This window comes from Thauera humireducens (genome assembly GCF_001051995.2).
Lineage (GTDB): Bacteria > Pseudomonadota > Gammaproteobacteria > Burkholderiales > Rhodocyclaceae > Thauera > Thauera humireducens.
In genome coordinates this window covers 944919-960880 of sequence record NZ_CP014646.1, presented here as the reverse complement: position 1 = coordinate 960880, position 15962 = coordinate 944919, and the positions used below count along the sequence as shown (strand labels likewise).

General features: G+C 66.7%; 12 protein-coding genes. 9 read left to right on the top strand and 3 right to left on the bottom strand.

The genetic code is table 11. From position 1 onward, the window contains the following. Positions 1-74 precede the first annotated feature (74 nt). The 4 genes from mfd (at position 75) to serB (ending at position 6545) form a co-directional block, all read left to right on the top strand. Positions 75-3524 (top strand): transcription-repair coupling factor, encoded by a 3450-nt coding sequence (gene mfd / locus AC731_RS04470; RefSeq protein WP_156480642.1) that lies wholly within the window; start codon positions 75-77, stop codon positions 3522-3524. Positions 3525-3540: 16 nt separating this feature from the next. After that, positions 3541-4506, top strand: a complete 966-nt coding sequence (gene corA, locus AC731_RS04465; protein ID WP_048709517.1) for a magnesium/cobalt transporter CorA — start codon at positions 3541-3543, stop codon at positions 4504-4506. Between the two features lie 132 nt (positions 4507-4638). Then, a complete protein-coding gene (locus tag AC731_RS04460; protein ID WP_048709514.1) occupies positions 4639-5718 on the top strand; it encodes a 3-deoxy-7-phosphoheptulonate synthase in 1080 nt (359 codons plus the stop codon). Further along, positions 5715-6545 (top strand): phosphoserine phosphatase SerB, encoded by an 831-nt coding sequence (serB, locus tag AC731_RS04455; protein ID WP_048709513.1) that lies wholly within the window; start codon positions 5715-5717, stop codon positions 6543-6545. The genes AC731_RS04460 and serB overlap by 4 nt, the downstream gene beginning before the upstream one ends. Positions 6546-6549: 4 nt before the next feature. Here serB and AC731_RS04450 read toward each other — a convergent pair whose 3' ends face one another. After that, complete coding sequence (locus AC731_RS04450) at positions 6550-7278, bottom strand: ABC transporter ATP-binding protein (protein WP_048709510.1); 729 nt, start codon at positions 7276-7278, stop codon at positions 6550-6552. Here AC731_RS04450 and AC731_RS04445 point away from each other — a divergent pair. Beyond that, entirely contained in the window at positions 7262-7876 is a 615-nt protein-coding gene (locus AC731_RS04445; RefSeq protein WP_038010598.1) for an arylesterase, read from the top strand. The two genes, AC731_RS04450 and AC731_RS04445, sit on opposite strands and share 17 nt — an antisense overlap. A 9-nt stretch (positions 7877-7885) precedes the next feature. Here AC731_RS04445 and selD read toward each other — a convergent pair whose 3' ends face one another. Continuing rightward, the gene (selD, locus tag AC731_RS04440; RefSeq protein WP_048709506.1) at positions 7886-8926 is read right to left on the bottom strand and encodes a selenide, water dikinase SelD; all 1041 of its coding nucleotides are present in this window, start codon (positions 8924-8926) and stop codon (positions 7886-7888) included. Positions 8927-8973: 47 nt separating this feature from the next. Here selD and mnmH point away from each other — a divergent pair, with 47 nt between their 5' ends. Further along, entirely contained in the window at positions 8974-10017 is a 1044-nt protein-coding gene (gene mnmH, locus AC731_RS04435; RefSeq protein WP_004251527.1) for a tRNA 2-selenouridine(34) synthase MnmH, read from the top strand. Here mnmH and AC731_RS04430 read toward each other — a convergent pair. Beyond that, positions 10014-10568, bottom strand: coding sequence for a class I SAM-dependent methyltransferase (locus tag AC731_RS04430; RefSeq protein WP_048709504.1), 555 nt, complete (start codon positions 10566-10568; stop codon positions 10014-10016). The two genes, mnmH and AC731_RS04430, sit on opposite strands and share 4 nt — an antisense overlap. Before the next feature lie 275 nt (positions 10569-10843). Between AC731_RS04430 and AC731_RS04425 the strand changes: the two genes are divergently transcribed. From AC731_RS04425 to AC731_RS04415, 3 genes are all read left to right on the top strand, one after another. Further along, on the top strand, positions 10844-12181 hold the full coding sequence (locus tag AC731_RS04425) for a sensor histidine kinase (RefSeq protein ID WP_237266602.1): 1338 nt from the start codon (positions 10844-10846) through the stop codon (positions 12179-12181). Positions 12182-12346: 165 nt separating this feature from the next. Further along, a complete protein-coding gene (locus AC731_RS04420) occupies positions 12347-15034 on the top strand; it encodes a bifunctional acetate--CoA ligase family protein/GNAT family N-acetyltransferase (RefSeq protein ID WP_048709501.1) in 2688 nt (895 codons plus the stop codon). Between the two features lie 5 nt (positions 15035-15039). Then, a complete protein-coding gene (locus AC731_RS04415) occupies positions 15040-15888 on the top strand; it encodes a D-hexose-6-phosphate mutarotase (protein ID WP_048709499.1) in 849 nt (282 codons plus the stop codon). Positions 15889-15962 lie beyond the last annotated feature (74 nt).

Sequence of the window (15962 nt, the reverse complement as noted above, 5' to 3'; positions counted from 1 at the left end):
CTTATAATTGTCGTTTCCGAACGCGCATGCCGGCCACGACCGCCGGATTGTTGCCGAGTCTTCCGTCACGCCCCATGCCCAATCCCCTCGATTCCCTGCTCGCAAAACTCGCCACCAGCACCCTGCCCAAACCCGGCGCGCGGCTCGAGCTGCCGCCCCTCGCAGGGTCCGCCGATGCGCTCGCCGTCGCCCAGCTTGCCAGCCGTGGCCGTATGCTGCTCGTGATCACGGCCAATCCGCTGGATGCGCAGCGCCTGCAGGAAGAGATCGCCTGGGCCTCGCCCGGACTGCGGGTCCACCTGCTACCGGATTGGGAGACCCTGCCCTACGACAACTTCTCGCCGCATCAGGATCTGATCTCCGAGCGTCTGTCCTCGCTGTACGCCATCACCCGCGGCGAGACGGACGTGCTGCTGGTGCCTGCGTCCACCGCGCTGTACCGCATGGCGCCGCCCTCGTATCTGGCCGCCTACACCTTCTTCCTCAAGCAGGGCGAGAAGCTCGACGTCGAGCAGTTCAAGGCGCAGATGGCGCTGGCGGGCTATGCGCACGTCACCCAGGTGGTGAGCCCGGGCGAATTCTCGGTGCGCGGCGGCCTGGTCGACCTGTTCCCGATGGGCTCGCCGCTACCCTTCCGTATCGACCTCTTCGATGACGAGGTCGAGAGCATCAAGACCTTCGACCCCGACACCCAGCGCTCGGTCTATCCGACCAAGGAAATCCGTTTGCTGCCGGCGCGCGAGTTCCCGCTCGACGACAAGGGGCGCACGCGCTTCCGCAGCCGCTTCCGCGAGACCTTCGAGGGCGATCCGACGCGTGCGGCGATCTACAAGGACGTCTCCAACGGCATCGCCCCGGCCGGCGTCGAGTACTACCTGCCGCTGTTCTTCGACGACACCGCCACCCTGCTCGATTACCTGCCGGCCGACACGGCAGTGCTGCTGCACCGCGACGTGCCGGCTGCGATCGCGGAGTTCTGGAAGGACACACGCTCCCGCCATGATCTGTTGAAGGGCGACCGTACGCGACCGGTGCTGCCGCCCGAACAGCTTTTCCTGACCGACGAGGCCTTCTTCATTGCGTTGAAGAGCTTGCCGCGTCTGGCGCTCGGTGCCGAAGCCAATGCCACTGCGACCGATGCGCTCGCCTTGCCGCCGCCTGACGTCGCCGTCGAGCGCAAGGCGACTGACCCGCTGCACAAGCTGAAGGTTTTCCTCGACGCCTTTGACGGCCGCGTGCTGCTGCTGTCGGACTCGCCCGGCCGGCGCGAGACCATGGCCGAGTTCTTCGCCGAGTATGGGCTCAAGCCCGAGGCCAGCGCCGACTTCGGCGCCTTCATGGATTCCGATGCACGCCTCGCGCTTGGCGTCGCCCCGCTCGCGCGCGGCTTCGTGCTGCCCGCGGCGAAGCTCGCGGTCTTCACCGAGACTGAGCTCTACGCCGCCACCGCCCGCACCCGTGCCCGCCGCGACGCGCGCAAGGCAGCCACCATGGAAGGCTGGCTGCGCGACCTGTCGGAGTTGAAGGTCGGCGATCCGGTGGTGCATGTGTCGCATGGCATTGGCCGCTACCTGGGCCTCATCCACATGAACCTCGGCGAGGGCGACACCGAGTTCCTGCACCTGGAGTACAACGGCGGCGACAAGCTCTACGTGCCGGTTTCGCAACTGCACGTGATCACCCGCTACGCCGGCGCCGATCCCGAGGCGGTCGACCTGCACCGCCTCGGCTCAGGCCAGTGGGAGAAGGCCAAGAAGAAGGCCGCGATGCAGGTGCGCGACACGGCCGCCGAGTTGCTCGCCCTCTACGCCCAGCGCGCGGCGCGCGCAGGCCATCGCTTCGACTTCAAGCAGCACGATCTGGAAGCCTTTGCCGAGGGATTCGGCTTCGAAACCACGCCCGACCAGCAGGCAGCCATCGACGCCGTGGTCAGCGACATGAAGTCGGGTCGGCCGATGGACCGCCTGGTGTGCGGCGACGTCGGCTTTGGCAAGACCGAGGTCGCCCTGCGCGCCGCGTTCATCGCGGTCGCGGACGGCAAGCAGGTGGTGGTGCTGTGCCCGACCACCCTGCTCGCCGAGCAGCACTACCAGACGTTCGCCGACCGCTTCGCCGACTGGCCGATCAAGATCGCCGAACTGTCGCGCTTCAAGTCGGCCAAGGAACAGGCGGAGGCGCTGCAGCTGCTGTCCGAAGGCAAGGTGGACATCATCATCGGCACCCATCGCCTGCTGCAGAAAGACGTGATGTTCAAGCGCCTCGGCCTGGTGATCATCGACGAGGAACACCGCTTCGGCGTACGCCAGAAGGAAGCGCTCAAGCAGCTGCGTTCCGAGGTCGACATCCTCACGCTGACCGCCACGCCCATCCCGCGCACGCTGGGTCTGGCGATGGAAGGCCTGCGCGAGTTCTCCGTGATCGCCACGCCACCGCAGAAGCGCCTGTCGATCAAGACTTTCGTGCAGCCTTCAAGCCGCGGCGTGATCCGCGAGGCGGTCCTGCGCGAGTTCAAGCGCGGCGGCCAGGTGTACTTCCTGCACAACGAGGTCGACACCATCGACAACATGCGTAACGACCTCGAGGAGCTGCTACCGGAGGCGCGCATCGTGGTCGGCCACGGCCAACTGCCCGAGCGCGAGCTCGAGCGCGTGATGCGCGACTTCACCCAGCAGCGCGCCAACCTGCTGTTGTGCACCACGATCATCGAGACCGGCATCAACATTCCGACCGCCAACACCATCATCATCAACCGCGCCGACCGCTTCGGCCTCGCACAGCTGCACCAGTTGCGCGGTCGCGTCGGCCGCAGCCACCATCAGGCCTACGCCTACCTGCTGACCATGCCGGGCGCCAAGCCCACCGCACAGGCGCAGAAGAGGCTCGAGGCCATCGCGATGATGGAAGACCTCGGCTCCGGCTTCTACCTGGCGATGCACGACCTCGAGATCCGCGGCGCCGGCGAGGTGCTGGGCGAGAACCAGTCGGGCGAGATCCAGCAGGTCGGCTTCAGCCTCTATACCGAAATGCTGAAACGCGCGGTCAAGGATCTGCAGGCCGGCAAGGAGCCCGACCTGTCGCAACCGCTGGAGGTGGTGTCCGAGATCAACCTCCACGCCCCGGCGCTGCTTCCCACGGACTACTGCCCCGACGTGCAGGAGCGCCTGACCCTCTACAAGCGCCTCGCGAACTGCGACACCGAAGACGATCTGCGTGCGCTGCAGGAGGAACTCATCGACCGTTTCGGCGAAGTGCCGCCGCAGACCGCCGCGCTGATCGAGACCCACCGCCTGCGCATGCTGGTGAAGGACTACGGCGTGCAGAAGCTCGACGCCTCGGATGCGCAGATCAGCGTGCAGTTCGCCAAGGACGCGCCGATCGACCCGGTGAAGGTGATCTTCCTGATCCAGAAGGACCGCAGCACGAAGATGGCGGGCCCGGAGAAGCTGGTGCGCCGCGCCAGCCTGCCCAACCTCAAGGACCGGGTAAAGGCGGTGAAGGACCTGCTCGACGCGGTGAAGGCCTGAGCGAGGACGCACCGGGATGCTCATCAACTGCACCGCCTACCAGCATGGGCGCAAGCTTGCCGATCTGCCTGTCGAGGACATCAGCGACTACCTGCAGCAGCCCGACACCTTCGTGTGGGTCGCGCTGAAGGACGCGACGCCCGGCGAGCTGGCGGTGATGAAGGAGGAGTTCGGTCTGCACGAGCTGGCCGTCGAGGACGCCAACCACGGTCACCAGCGCCCCAAGGTCGAGGAGTACGACGATGAGCTCTTCGCCGTGATGCATCTGGTCGAGGAGCGCGAAGGTTCGCTCGAGGTCGGCGAGGTGCACGTCTTCGTCGGGCCCAACTACATCCTGTCGGTGCGCAACAACAGCAACCGGGATTTCCTCGGCGTCCGTGCCCGCTGCGAGCGCGAGCCGAAGATGCTCGCGAAGGGCTCGGGCTACGTCTTCTACGCCTTGATGGATGCGGTGGTGGACCGCTACTTCCCCTTGATCGAGAAGCTCGAGACCGAGGTCGAGACGCTGGAGGAACGCATCTTCACCAAGGGCGCGGCACGTTCCAACATCCGTCGCCTGTATCGCCTGAAGCGCAAGGTCACGCTGCTCAAGCATGCCGTACTGCCGCTGATGGAAGCCGCCGGCAAGTTGCACAGCGGCCGCGTACCCGAGGTCTGCGCCAAGAGCCGGCACTACTTCCGCGACGTCTACGACCACCTCACCCGCATCAACGCGTCGCTCGACAGCATCCGCGACACCATCGGCACGGCGATCCAGGTGAACCTGTCGATGGTCACCATCGACCAGACCGAGATCAGCAAGCGCCTCGCGGCCTGGGCGGGCATCTTCGCCGTGGCGACGGCCTTCGCCGGCATCTGGGGCATGAACTTCAACCACATGCCCGAGCTGGAGTGGGAATACGGCTATCTGTTCGGCCTGGGGACGATCGCCGCGTCGAGCACCCTGCTGTGGTGGCGTTTCAGGAAGGCGCGCTGGCTGTAGTCGCCGCCGCAAACGTTCGCGCAGCAAGGCGTCGCGCCGACCGGGCGCCGTCCTGTCGAGCAGGCGGAAGCGTGCTTCAGGTTACAATCCGCTGCCCCAGCCCCCATCTTCATGCCGCACCCGGAGTACCGAATGCCCCTCGCCCAGACCGAGAACCTCAACGTCGCCGCCTTCGATCACATGCCCTCGCCCGAGGAGATCAAGGCCCGCGTCCCCATGACCGAGCGCGCAGCCGCATCCGTCGTCGCGGGACGCAAAGCCATCATGGACATCCTCGATCGCAAGGACCCGCGCGTCTTCGTCGTCGTCGGTCCGTGCTCGATCCACGACCCGGTCGCCGGCCTGGACTACGCACGCCGGCTCAAGAAACTCGCGGACGAAGTGTCGGACACCATGCTGCTGGTGATGCGCGTCTACTTCGAGAAGCCCCGCACCTCCACCGGCTGGAAGGGCTTCATCAACGATCCCTTCATGGACGACTCGTTCCGCATCGACGTCGGCATGGAGCGTGCGCGCAAGTTCCTGCTCGACGTGTGCGAGATCGGCCTGCCGACCGGTACCGAGGCGCTCGACCCGATCGCGCCGCAGTACTACGGCGACCTGATCTCGTGGACCGCCATCGGCGCGCGCACGTCCGAATCGCAGACGCATCGCGAGATGTCGTCCGGTCTGTCGACCCCGGTCGGCTTCAAGAACGCAACCGACGGCGACCTTGAAGTCGCCATCAACGCCATCATCTCGGCTGCGCATCCGCACAGTTTCCTCGGCATCAACAACCAGGGCCAGTCGGCCATCACCCGCACCCGCGGCAACCCCTACGGCCATGTCGTCCTGCGCGGGGGCGGTGGCCGGCCCAACTACGACTCGGTGTCGATCTCGCTGGCCGAACAGGCCCTCGCCAAGGCGAAACTCGCGCGCAACATCGTCGTCGACTGCTCGCACGCCAACTCGTGGAAGAAGCCGGAATACCAGCCCCTGGTGATGAAGGACGTGATCCATCAGATCCGCGAGGGGAACGACTCCGTGGTCGGGCTGATGATCGAAAGCAACATCGTCGCCGGCAACCAGCCGATTCCCGCCGACCTGTCGCAGATGAAGTACGGCTGCTCGGTCACCGATGCCTGCGTGGGCTGGGAAACGACCGAGGAGATGCTCCGCAACGCGGCGGCCGTGTTGCGCGAAGCGAAAGGCACGCAGGAGCGCGTTGCATGAACCTCGTGGTGCTTGCCGAGGATGTCGACAGCATCGCGCTGAAGAACGTTGCAAAGCTCACCGGGGCGAGCGAGATCCAGCAGATCACGCCCCGCTCCTTCCGCCTCGTCGGCGCACGGGATCACGCCGAACTCGCTGCGACCTGCAGCGCCGGCGGGCTCGACCACGCCTGGTTGCCGGAAGGCTGGCGCCTGGCGGACTTCGGTCTGTTCGTCACCGACATGGATTCGACGCTCATCAACATCGAATGCATCGACGAGATCGCCGACATGCAGGGGCTGAAGGCCGAGGTCGCAGCGATCACCGAAGCGGCGATGCAGGGCGAGATCGACTTCCGCGAGTCACTCACTCGGCGCGTCGCGCTGCTGGGCGGATTGCCCGAGCGTGCGCTGGAGGATGTCTACACCCAGCGTCTGCAGCTCAATCCGGGCGCGGAGCGGCTCATGCAGGGACTCAGGCGCGCGGGTATCCGCAGCGTGCTGGTGTCCGGCGGCTTCACCTACTTCACCGAGCGCCTGAAGGCGCGTCTGGGCTTCGACCATGCCTTCGCGAACGAGCTGGAAGTCATCGACGGCCACCTCACCGGCCGCGTGATCGGCGCCATCGTCGACGGCGAGGCCAAGGCGGCGCACCTCGTGCGTATCCGTGATTCGCTGGGCCTTGCGCCGCACCAGGTCATCGCCGCCGGGGACGGGGCCAACGACATCCCGATGATGAATGCCGCTGGTTTCGGCATTGCCTTCCATCCCAAGCCGGTGTTGCGCGCCGTGGCCGATTGCAGCCTCGACCACAGCGGCCTGGACGGCGTGCTCGACCTCTTCGGCTGACCCCTCAGGCCGGGGCCGAAGCCGCCTCCGTGGTGGCCTCGTGCAGCCGGCCGGCGCTCATGCGCAGGATGCGGCCGCAACGGCGGGCGAGCGACTCGTCGTGTGTCACCAGGATCAGCGTCGTGCCGGCTTCGCGGTTGAGCTTGAACATCAGCTCGATGACCGCACGGCCCGTTTCGGCATCGAGGTTGCCGGTGGGCTCGTCGGCCAGCAGCAGGCGCGGATTGGGCGCGAACGCACGCGCCAGCGCGACGCGTTGCTGTTCTCCCCCCGACAGGTGCTTGGGGTAATGTCGCAACCGGCTGGCGAGGCCGACCCGCTCCAGCCACTGCGTCGCCACGCCGCGCGCATCGGGCAGGCCGGCCAGTTCGAGCGGCAACATGACGTTCTCGAGCGCGGTCAGGGCCGGCAACAGCTGGAAGGACTGGAACACGAAGCCGATCGCCTCGCCGCGCAGGGCCGCACGCGCATCCTCATCCAGGCGGAACAGGTCGGTGCCCTGCAGGCGCACGGTGCCCGTCGCGGGAACATCCAGCCCCGCGAGCAATCCCAACAGCGTCGATTTGCCCGAGCCGGAAGCGCCAACGATGGCCACCGACTCACCCGCGCCGACGGCAAAGCTGACTTCCTGCAGAATGTGCAGGTCGTCCTGCGTGTCGGCCACGCGAACGCGCTTGGAAAGGCGCTCGACCTCGATGACCGGAATGGAGAGTTCAATGCCGCTGCGATCCATCGCTACCTTCTTGTTCATGCTCATGTTTGCCGGCGCCGTGCAGGCATCGACGATCCTGGTATGGGGTGACAGCCTCTCGGCCGGCTACGGCCTGAAGTCCGGCGAAGCCTGGCCCACCCTGTTGCAGACGCGCCTGACGGACGAAGGGTTCCGTCACACCGTCGTCAACGCCAGTGTCTCGGGCGAAACCTCGGCCGGCGGCCGGTCCCGCCTGCCTGCGGCGCTGGAGCAGCACAAGCCGTCCATCGTCATCCTCGAACTCGGTGCCAACGACGGCCTGCGCGGGCTTCGTCCACAACTCATGGCGGAGAACCTCACTGCGATGATCGATGCAGCGCGCGCTGCCGGCTCGCAGGTCCTGCTCGTCGGCATGCAGATGCCGCCCAATTACGGTGCAGCCTACACGCGCCGCTTTGCCCAGACCTTCACCGACGTCGCGCAGGCACGCGAGGTGCCACTCGTTCCCTTCCTGCTCGACGGCTTTGCCGACCAGCCAGAACTCTTCCTGTCCGATGGCATCCACCCGACGGCGGAAGCCCAGCCGCGCGTACTCGACACGGTCTGGCAAGGACTCCAGCCCTTGCTCGGACGAAAATGACGGCAGGCCTCAGGCCACCGTCAGTACCGGCGACCCGGCCTGCATGCGGCCGATGACCTTGCCCGGCGCGCCCTGGGTGGTCAGGATCGCTGCCTGAACCGCTTCCAGCGCCTCCGGCGCGCACGCGATCAGCAGGCCACCCGAGGTCTGGGGGTCGGTCATCAGCTTGCGCTGCCATTCGGGCGCGTCCGCCGGCAACACGACATCGCTGCCGTAGCTCGCCCAGTTACGCGTCGAGGCACCAGTCGCAATGCCCTCGCGCACGAGGGCAGCCGCGTCCTCGATGACGGGCAGCGCATTGAAATCCACTTCGGCGCCCAGCCCGCTGCCGCGACACATCTCGAGCAGATGGCCGGCGAGGCCGAAGCCGGTCACGTCGGTGACCGCATGCACGCCGTCGATGTCCGCCAGCAGCGCGCCTGCCCGGTTCAGCGTCGTCGTCCAGCGGATCATCTGTGCGTAGCCGTCAGCCGACAGCAGACCTTTCTTGAGGCCCGCGGACAGGATACCGATCCCGAGCGGCTTGCTCAGCACCAGCACATCGCCGTCCCGCGCGCCCGCATTGGTCTTGACCTTGGCCGGATCGACGACGCCCAGGCCGACCAGCCCGTAGATCGGCTCCAGCACGTCGATCGAATGCCCACCGGCGATCGGGATGCCTGCGTCGCGGCACACGTCGGCCCCGCCCTTGAGGATCTCGCCGATCACCTCGGGGGGCAGTTTGTCGAGCGGCATGCCGACCACCGCCAGGGCGAAGATCGGCGTGGCGCCCATCGCGTACACGTCCGACAGCGCATTGGTGGCGGCGATGCGGCCGAAGTCGTGCGGGTTGTCGACGATCGGGGTAAAGAAGTCGGTGGTCGCGACGATCGCCTGGCGATCGTTCAGGCGATACACCGCGGCGTCGTCGGCGGTGTCGGTGCCAACCAGCAGGTCGGGCGGCACGATGCCGGCAGGCATGCTGGCCAGGAGTTTGGACAGCACGCCCGGGGCGATTTTGCAGCCGCATCCGCCGCCGTGGGAGAATTGCGTCAGTTTGATTTCGTTCATGTTCGGGAAAGGAGTGGCGATGGCGCGGCAGCGCGCCCGCAAACATCATGCAGAAAGGCGTCGCGACCGTAGCACAGCTGTCCGGGTTTGACGAGATCATCGACGCCCGCACCCCGGCCGAATTCGCCGAGGACCACATCCCCGGCGCGGTGAATCTCCCCGTGCTCGACAACGAGCAACGCATCGTGGTCGGCACCATGTACAAGCAGCAGTCCGCCTTCGAGGCCCGCCGGCTGGGCGGGGCGCTGGTCGCCGAGAACATCGCGCGCCACCTGCAAACCTACCTGAAGGACAAGCCGAAGAGCTGGCGTCCGCTGATCTACTGCTGGCGCGGCGGGCAGCGCAGCGGCTCGTTCGCGACCTGGCTGCGGATGGTGGGCTGGGATGCGCACCAGTTGCAGGGCGGCTACAAGAGCTTCCGCCACCATGTCATCGACGACATCGCACGCATCGCACCGGCGCTGCACTGGCAGGTGGTGTGCGGCCCGACCGGCAGCGCCAAGACGCGGATACTCGAGGCGCTGGCGCGGGCCGGCGCGCAAACCCTGGACCTCGAGGATCTGGCTGCCCACAAGGGTTCGGTGCTCGGCGCCCTCCCCGACCGGCCTCAGCCCACCCAGAAGCGCTTCGAAACGACGCTGTGCACGCGACTGCAGGCTCTCGATCCGGCAAGGCCGGTCTATGTCGAGGCCGAGAGCCGAAAGATCGGCGTCGTCTTCGTACCGGAGCCGCTGATCCTCGCAATGCGACGCTCCGCCTGCATCGCGATCGACGCGACACGGGATGCGCGACTGAGCTTCCTCGTGCGGGACTACGGTTACCTGGGCGACGACGTCGCCCTTCTCCAGGCCAATATCGCCCGCCTGGCCGACCTGCAAAGCCGCGAGACGATTGCGCGCTGGCACGAACTGGCCGCGCAGCGCGACCTCAGCACCCTGTTCGGCGAGTTGATCGACCTTCACTACGACCCGCTCTACCGGCGCTCGCAGAACGGCAACTACGCGGGCTTTGCCACTGCGCCCCGGCTGTCGTGCGACGACCTCAGCGACGCCGGCATCCAGGACCTGGCCCGGCGCATCCTCTCGACCTAGGGTAGTACCAGCGTTCCGGGCTGGCCGCGCACGGCGCAGATTCGCTGGATGACGGCGGGGCGTGGCTGCTGCACCTCGCCCTGCTCGAAGGCCGCGATGGTCCAGTTGCCCGCGAGGCGTTGCAGCAACTCGTTCGGGCGCAGCAAGAATTCGGGATTGCTGGGCTTGCCGAAGCGCTCGTTGCCCAGCATGAAGGTCTCGTAGATGAGCACGCCGCCTGGCCGGAGCAGGTCCAGCAAGGGCTCGAAGCGCGGGCGGAACAGGTAGTTGGTCACCACCAGGCCGTCGAAGCTGCGCCCGCCATAGGGCCAGGCGCCCGCTTCGAGATCGGCCTCGAGCGTATGGACCTTGGGCAGTCCGTGCAGCAACTGCAGGGCGATGCCGTCGCGGTCGACCGCCTCCACCCGATAGCCCCGCTGCGCCAGCCAGCGCGCATGCCGCCCGCTGCCGCAGGCAAAGTCGAGCACTTCGCCACCCGCGGCGATGAGGGGTGCGAAACGGGTCACCCAGGCGGAGGGGGTCACGGCGGAGGGATGAAGCTGTTCATGCATGGATGGGTCCGATAGTCGGCGGCCGCCTGTCGGCGGCGCGCGTATTGTGCAGGCTGCATTCTAACGGGCCCGCAGCTCACACGCCGGAACGCCGCGATGTTGCGAACTGTGCTATAGATTGCCCAACGGCAACAAGCCAATGGAAGCCCCTGTCGCCTCCATTGCGAAAGGACCTCGAGCTGCGCGTGACAGCGAATCCAACGCCTGCCGCACTCGCGTACGGCTGGTGCCGACGGGGCGCGGCGGCATTCCTGCTTCTTATCCCGCAGGCCGCGATGGCGAGTACGGGTACGAACGCCCTCGCCGTGTGGTCGGTTCCCCTTGCCCTGCTCGCCGGCATCGTCGGCGGTTTTCTTCTCGGGCGCAGATTCAGGGCGCAGGGCCGGACAGGTCCGATCGACGGCGCGACAGTCGCTCCGGAAGCCACCAGAGTCGCGGGCGAATCACGCACGGAGCGCAAGGCGCCCCGGTCCGAGCGGCCGGCAGTCCGGGTGCTGACCCACGGCGACAACCAGCCGGACATCGACATGGTGGAATCGGTGCGGGAAGTCATCTTCCGTACCGATGACACCCTGCATCTCATCTTCCTCAACCAGGCCTGGGGCAAGCTCAGCGGCTATGCCGTCCAGCGCTGCCTCGGCAAGCCCCTGATCGACTACTTTCATCCAGACGAGCGCGAGCGCGCCGGCCAGCTCCTGCACGATGTGCTGCATGGGCTCAGCAACGACGCGGAGTTCGAGTTCAGGTTGCGTACGCGCGGTGGCGAGATCCGCTGGGTCGAAGTGACCTGCCGCGCCGTCGGCGGGGCCGATGGCGCGGCGGCGGGGCTGGCGGGAACGATCGACGACATTTCGGTACGCAAGGTGGCCGAGCTGACCCTGCGCAACCTCAATCAGGAGCTCGAAGCGCGCGTACGCCTGCGTACCGCCGAACTCGAAGCCTCCAACCGGGAGCTCGAGGCGTTCTCCTACTCGGTCTCGCACGACCTGCGCAGCCCGCTGCGGGCCATCGACGGCTTCGCCCGCATCGTCGAACAGGAACTCGAAGGCCGCATCGAACCAAACGTGCGCACCTACCTTGAGCGCATTCGCAAGGCCACCGAGCGCATGGCCGAACTCATCGACGCCCTGATCCAGCTGGCGACCCTGACGCGCCAGCCACTGCGGAAGGAGACCTTCGATCTGTCCGAGTTGGCGCGCCAGATCATCGATCAGCTGACGGCGGAGGAGCCCGAGCGGAAGGTCGAGTTCGAGATCACGCAGGGACTCGTCGTCACCGCTGACCGTGGCCTGATGCACGTGATGCTGGAGAACCTTCTGCGCAACGCATGGAAATTCACCGCGCGGCAGCCGAAGGCACGCATTGTGTTTAGGGCTGAACGCACCGCCGGGCGGCGGGTGTTCTGCGTCGAGGACAACGGCGCCGGCTTCGACATGGAGCACGCTGGCAACCTGTTCCGCCCCTTCCACCGGCTCCACGCGCCCGAGGACTTCCCGGGTACGGGCATCGGGCTGGCCACCGTGCAGCGCATCGTGCAGCGCCATGAGGGCACCATCCGCGCCGAGTCCAGGCCCGGGGACGGCGCCCGCTTCCTTTTCTCGCTCGGGAATTGATCATGGGCGCTACCCTGTTCGAGCAAGCGGTGCGCACTAGGGGAAACACCGATGTGCCGAGCCGCCTACGTTATTGTGCACTGCAGTATAATCTGCGGATAAGTTCTGGCCTCCGCAGGCGAGATCGTCGCAAGACCAGATCATCTACTCATTCGGGTTGCCGCCATGAAAGACAAGCACTATCTCACTCCGCTCCTTGAGCCGCGCTCGGTCGGGATCATCGGTGCCAGCGAACGCGAGAGCTCGCTGGGCGACGTGCTCATGCGCAACATGCTCAACGCGGGCTTCAAGGGCAAGCTGTTCGCCATCAACCCCAAGCATGAATCGGTTCACGGCGTCGCCTGCTACAAGTCCGTCGAGGACGTCCCGCAGCGCCTCGACCTGGTGGTGATCGCCGTCCGTGCCGAAAAGGCGCCGGCCATCATGGACAGCTGTGGCCGGGCGGGCGTGAAGGCCGCCATCCTGTTGTCGGCCGGGTTCTCCGAGGCCGGCCCGCGCGGCGCCCTGCTCGAGCGCCAGGTGATCGACGCCGCGCATCGTCACCGCATCCGGCTGCTCGGTCCGAACTGCCTGGGCATCATGCGCCCGCAACTCGGCCTGAACGCCACCTTTGCCCATGCCACGGCGCTCAAGGGCAGCATCGGCCTGATCTCGCAGTCGGGCGCGCTGTGCGCCGCCATTCTCGACTGGGCCAAGCCCAACAACGTCGGCTTCTCCGCGGTGGTGTCGCTGGGCTCGTCCTCCGATATCGACTTCGGCGAGGTGCTCGAGTACATGATCTCGGACCCGCGCACCGAGAGCATCTTCCTCTACGTCGAAGGCATCCGCGACGCCCGCCGTTTCATGAGCGCGCTGCGGGGCGCCGCGCGGGTCAAGCCCGTGCTGCTGATCAAGGCCGGCCGCCACCCGGAGGCCTCGAAGGCGATCCTCTCGCATTCGGCCGCGCCGATCGGTGACGATGCCGTATTCGACGCCGCGCTGCGCCGAGCAGGCGTCATCCGCCTCTACAACATCGGTCAGCTCTTCGCCGCCGCGAATGCGCTGTTCTCGCACTTCCGTCCCCGCGGCAATCGCCTCGCGATCATCACCAACGGTGGCGGGCCCGGCGTGATGGCTGCCGATCGCGCATCCGACATCGGAATTCCATTGGCCGACTTCTCCGAAGGCACAATGGAGAAGCTCAACGCCGCGCTGCCGGTCAACTGGTCGCGCGGCAATCCGGTCGACATCCTCGGCGACGCCGACTCGGAACGCTACGGCAAGGCACTGAAGGCCGTTCTCGAAGGCCCGAACGTGGACGGTGTGCTGGTCATGCTGACCCCGCAGGGCATGACCAACCCCACCGCCGTCGCCGACGCCGTCATCGAGCTCGAGAAGACCGCCGACAAGCCGGTCGTGGCCTGCTGGATGGGCGAGGAGCTCGTCACCGAGTCGCGCCACAAGTTCAGCGCCGCGGGCATCCCGCATTTCCGCACACCCGAGCCGGCGGTCGAGCTCTTCAGCCACATCTCGGCCTACTACCAGAACCAGAAGCTGCTGATGCAGACGCCCTCCTCGCTATCCCACCTTTCGCCGCCTTCGATCGAAAGCGCGCGGCTCGTGATCGAGATGGCCTTGTCGGAGCGTCGCAAGAAGCTCAACGAGATGGAATCGAAGGCGCTGCTGGCGGCCTTCCGCATTCCCATCGCGCAGACCGTGGTCGCGCGATCGGCCGCCGAAGCCATGGTGCTGTCCGCCGAGATCGGCCTGCCGGTGGTGATGAAGATCGACTCGCCCAACATCGAGCACAAGTCCGATGTTGGCGGCGTGCGCCTCAACATCCGCAGCCTGGCCGCGGTGCGTTCGACCTACCAGGAGATCCTGGACGAGGTGAAGCGCGTGCAGCCCGACGCGGTGATCAATGGCATCGCCATCGAGCCCATGATCCAGAAGCGCAATGGCCGCGAGCTGGTGGTCGGCGTCAAGCGCGATCCGGTGTTCGGCCCGGTCATCACCTTCGGCGAGGGCGGCAACCAGGTCGCCGACAACCGTGACATCGCCGTCGCCCTTCCGCCGCTCAACAGCTTCCTGGTCAAGGACATGATCCGTTCGACGCGGATCGCCACCCGCCTGGGCGAATTCCGCAACCTGCCCGCGGTGGACATGAATGCGCTGGAACTGGTCCTGCTGCGCGTGTCCGAGATGGCCTGCGAGCTGCCGTGGATCACCGGGCTCGAGATCAACCCGCTGATCGTCGACGAGAACGGCGCGGTGGCGGTCGACGCGAGCATCGTTGTCGACAACGTGTCGCCGACGGCCGATCGCTACGACCACATGGCGATCCATCCTTATCCCTCGCACCTGACCCAGACCTGGATCGTGCCCGACGGAACGGTGGTGACCATCCGCCCGATCAAGCCGGAGGATGCCGAACTCGAGATCGAGTTCGTGCGTGGCCTGTCGCCGGAGACCAAGTACTACCGCTTCATGAACACGATGCGCGAACTACCGCCGGCCATGGTCGCGCGCCTGACGCAAATCGACTACGACCGGGAGATGGCGTTCCTCGCCACGCTCGAGGTCGACGGCAAGGAGAAGGAAATCGGCGTGTGCCGCTACGCGGTGAACCCGGACGGCGAGTCATGCGAGTTCGCGGTGGTGGTGGCGGACGACTGGCAGCACCGCGGGCTGGCGCGCAAGCTCATGGGCGTGCTGATCGAGACCGCGCGCAGCCGCGGCATCGCCTACATGAACGGCGTGTTCCTCTCGAGCAACGAGCGCATGCTCAAGTTCGTGCAGAAGCTCGGCTTCGTCCTCAGCAACGACCCGGAAGACAACACCGTCAAACTCGGCGTGTTGCCGCTGCAGGACTGAGCGCGATGACCGCAGGCATTGAACGCATCGACTTCCGCGGCCTCCCCGCGCTGCGCCTCGGCACCCGAAATGGCGCCTCGGCCGTCGTGAGCCTGTTCGGCGGCCAGGTCCTGTCCTGGACGCCACCGGGCGGCACAGACCGGCTCTACCTCAGCCCGAACGCCGTGCTCGACCGCAAGACACCGATCCGCGGCGGCATCCCCGTCTGCTTCCCCCAGTTCGCCGATCTCGGCGCGCTGCCCGCACACGGTTTCGCCCGCACCCGCGACTGGTCGGTGCTGACCGAGCGCGGCAGCAAGGATTACGCCCTCGTCACCCTGGGCCTGGTCGATGACGAGGCCACGCGCACGCTGTGGCCGCACGCATTCTCGGCCGAACTCAGCATCCTGCTCGAAGAGAGCCGGCTCGATCTCGAGTTCGAGGTCACCAACACCGGCGATGGCGATCTCGAGTTCACCGCGGCGCTGCACACCTATCTCGCCGTGCGCGAGGTCGAGGAATCGCGCCTCGAAGGCCTGCATGGCTTCAGCTTCCGCGACAAGACCGACGCCAACCGCATCAAGCGCGACAGCGGCGACGTACTGCTGATCGAGGGCGAGGCGGATCGCGTCTATCACGACGTTCAGCGGCCGGTGTTACTGCGCGAGTACGACCGCAGCCTGGGCATCAATGCCGAGGGCTTTCCCGACGTGGTCGTGTGGAACCCCTGGATCGAGCGCAGCAAGGCCATCGTCGACCTGCCCGACGACGCTTTCCGCCACATGCTGTGCGTCGAAGCAGCGGCCGCGCAGCAGCCGGTCCGACTCGCGCCGGGCGAGAGCTGGTGGGGACGGCAGACGCTCGTCGCGCTCTGAATCATCGCGCCGGACCTGTTCTGGCGCTGCTTTCCGCATCGACGCCACGTCCTGAAGGCGCCCTGCGGCGTGTC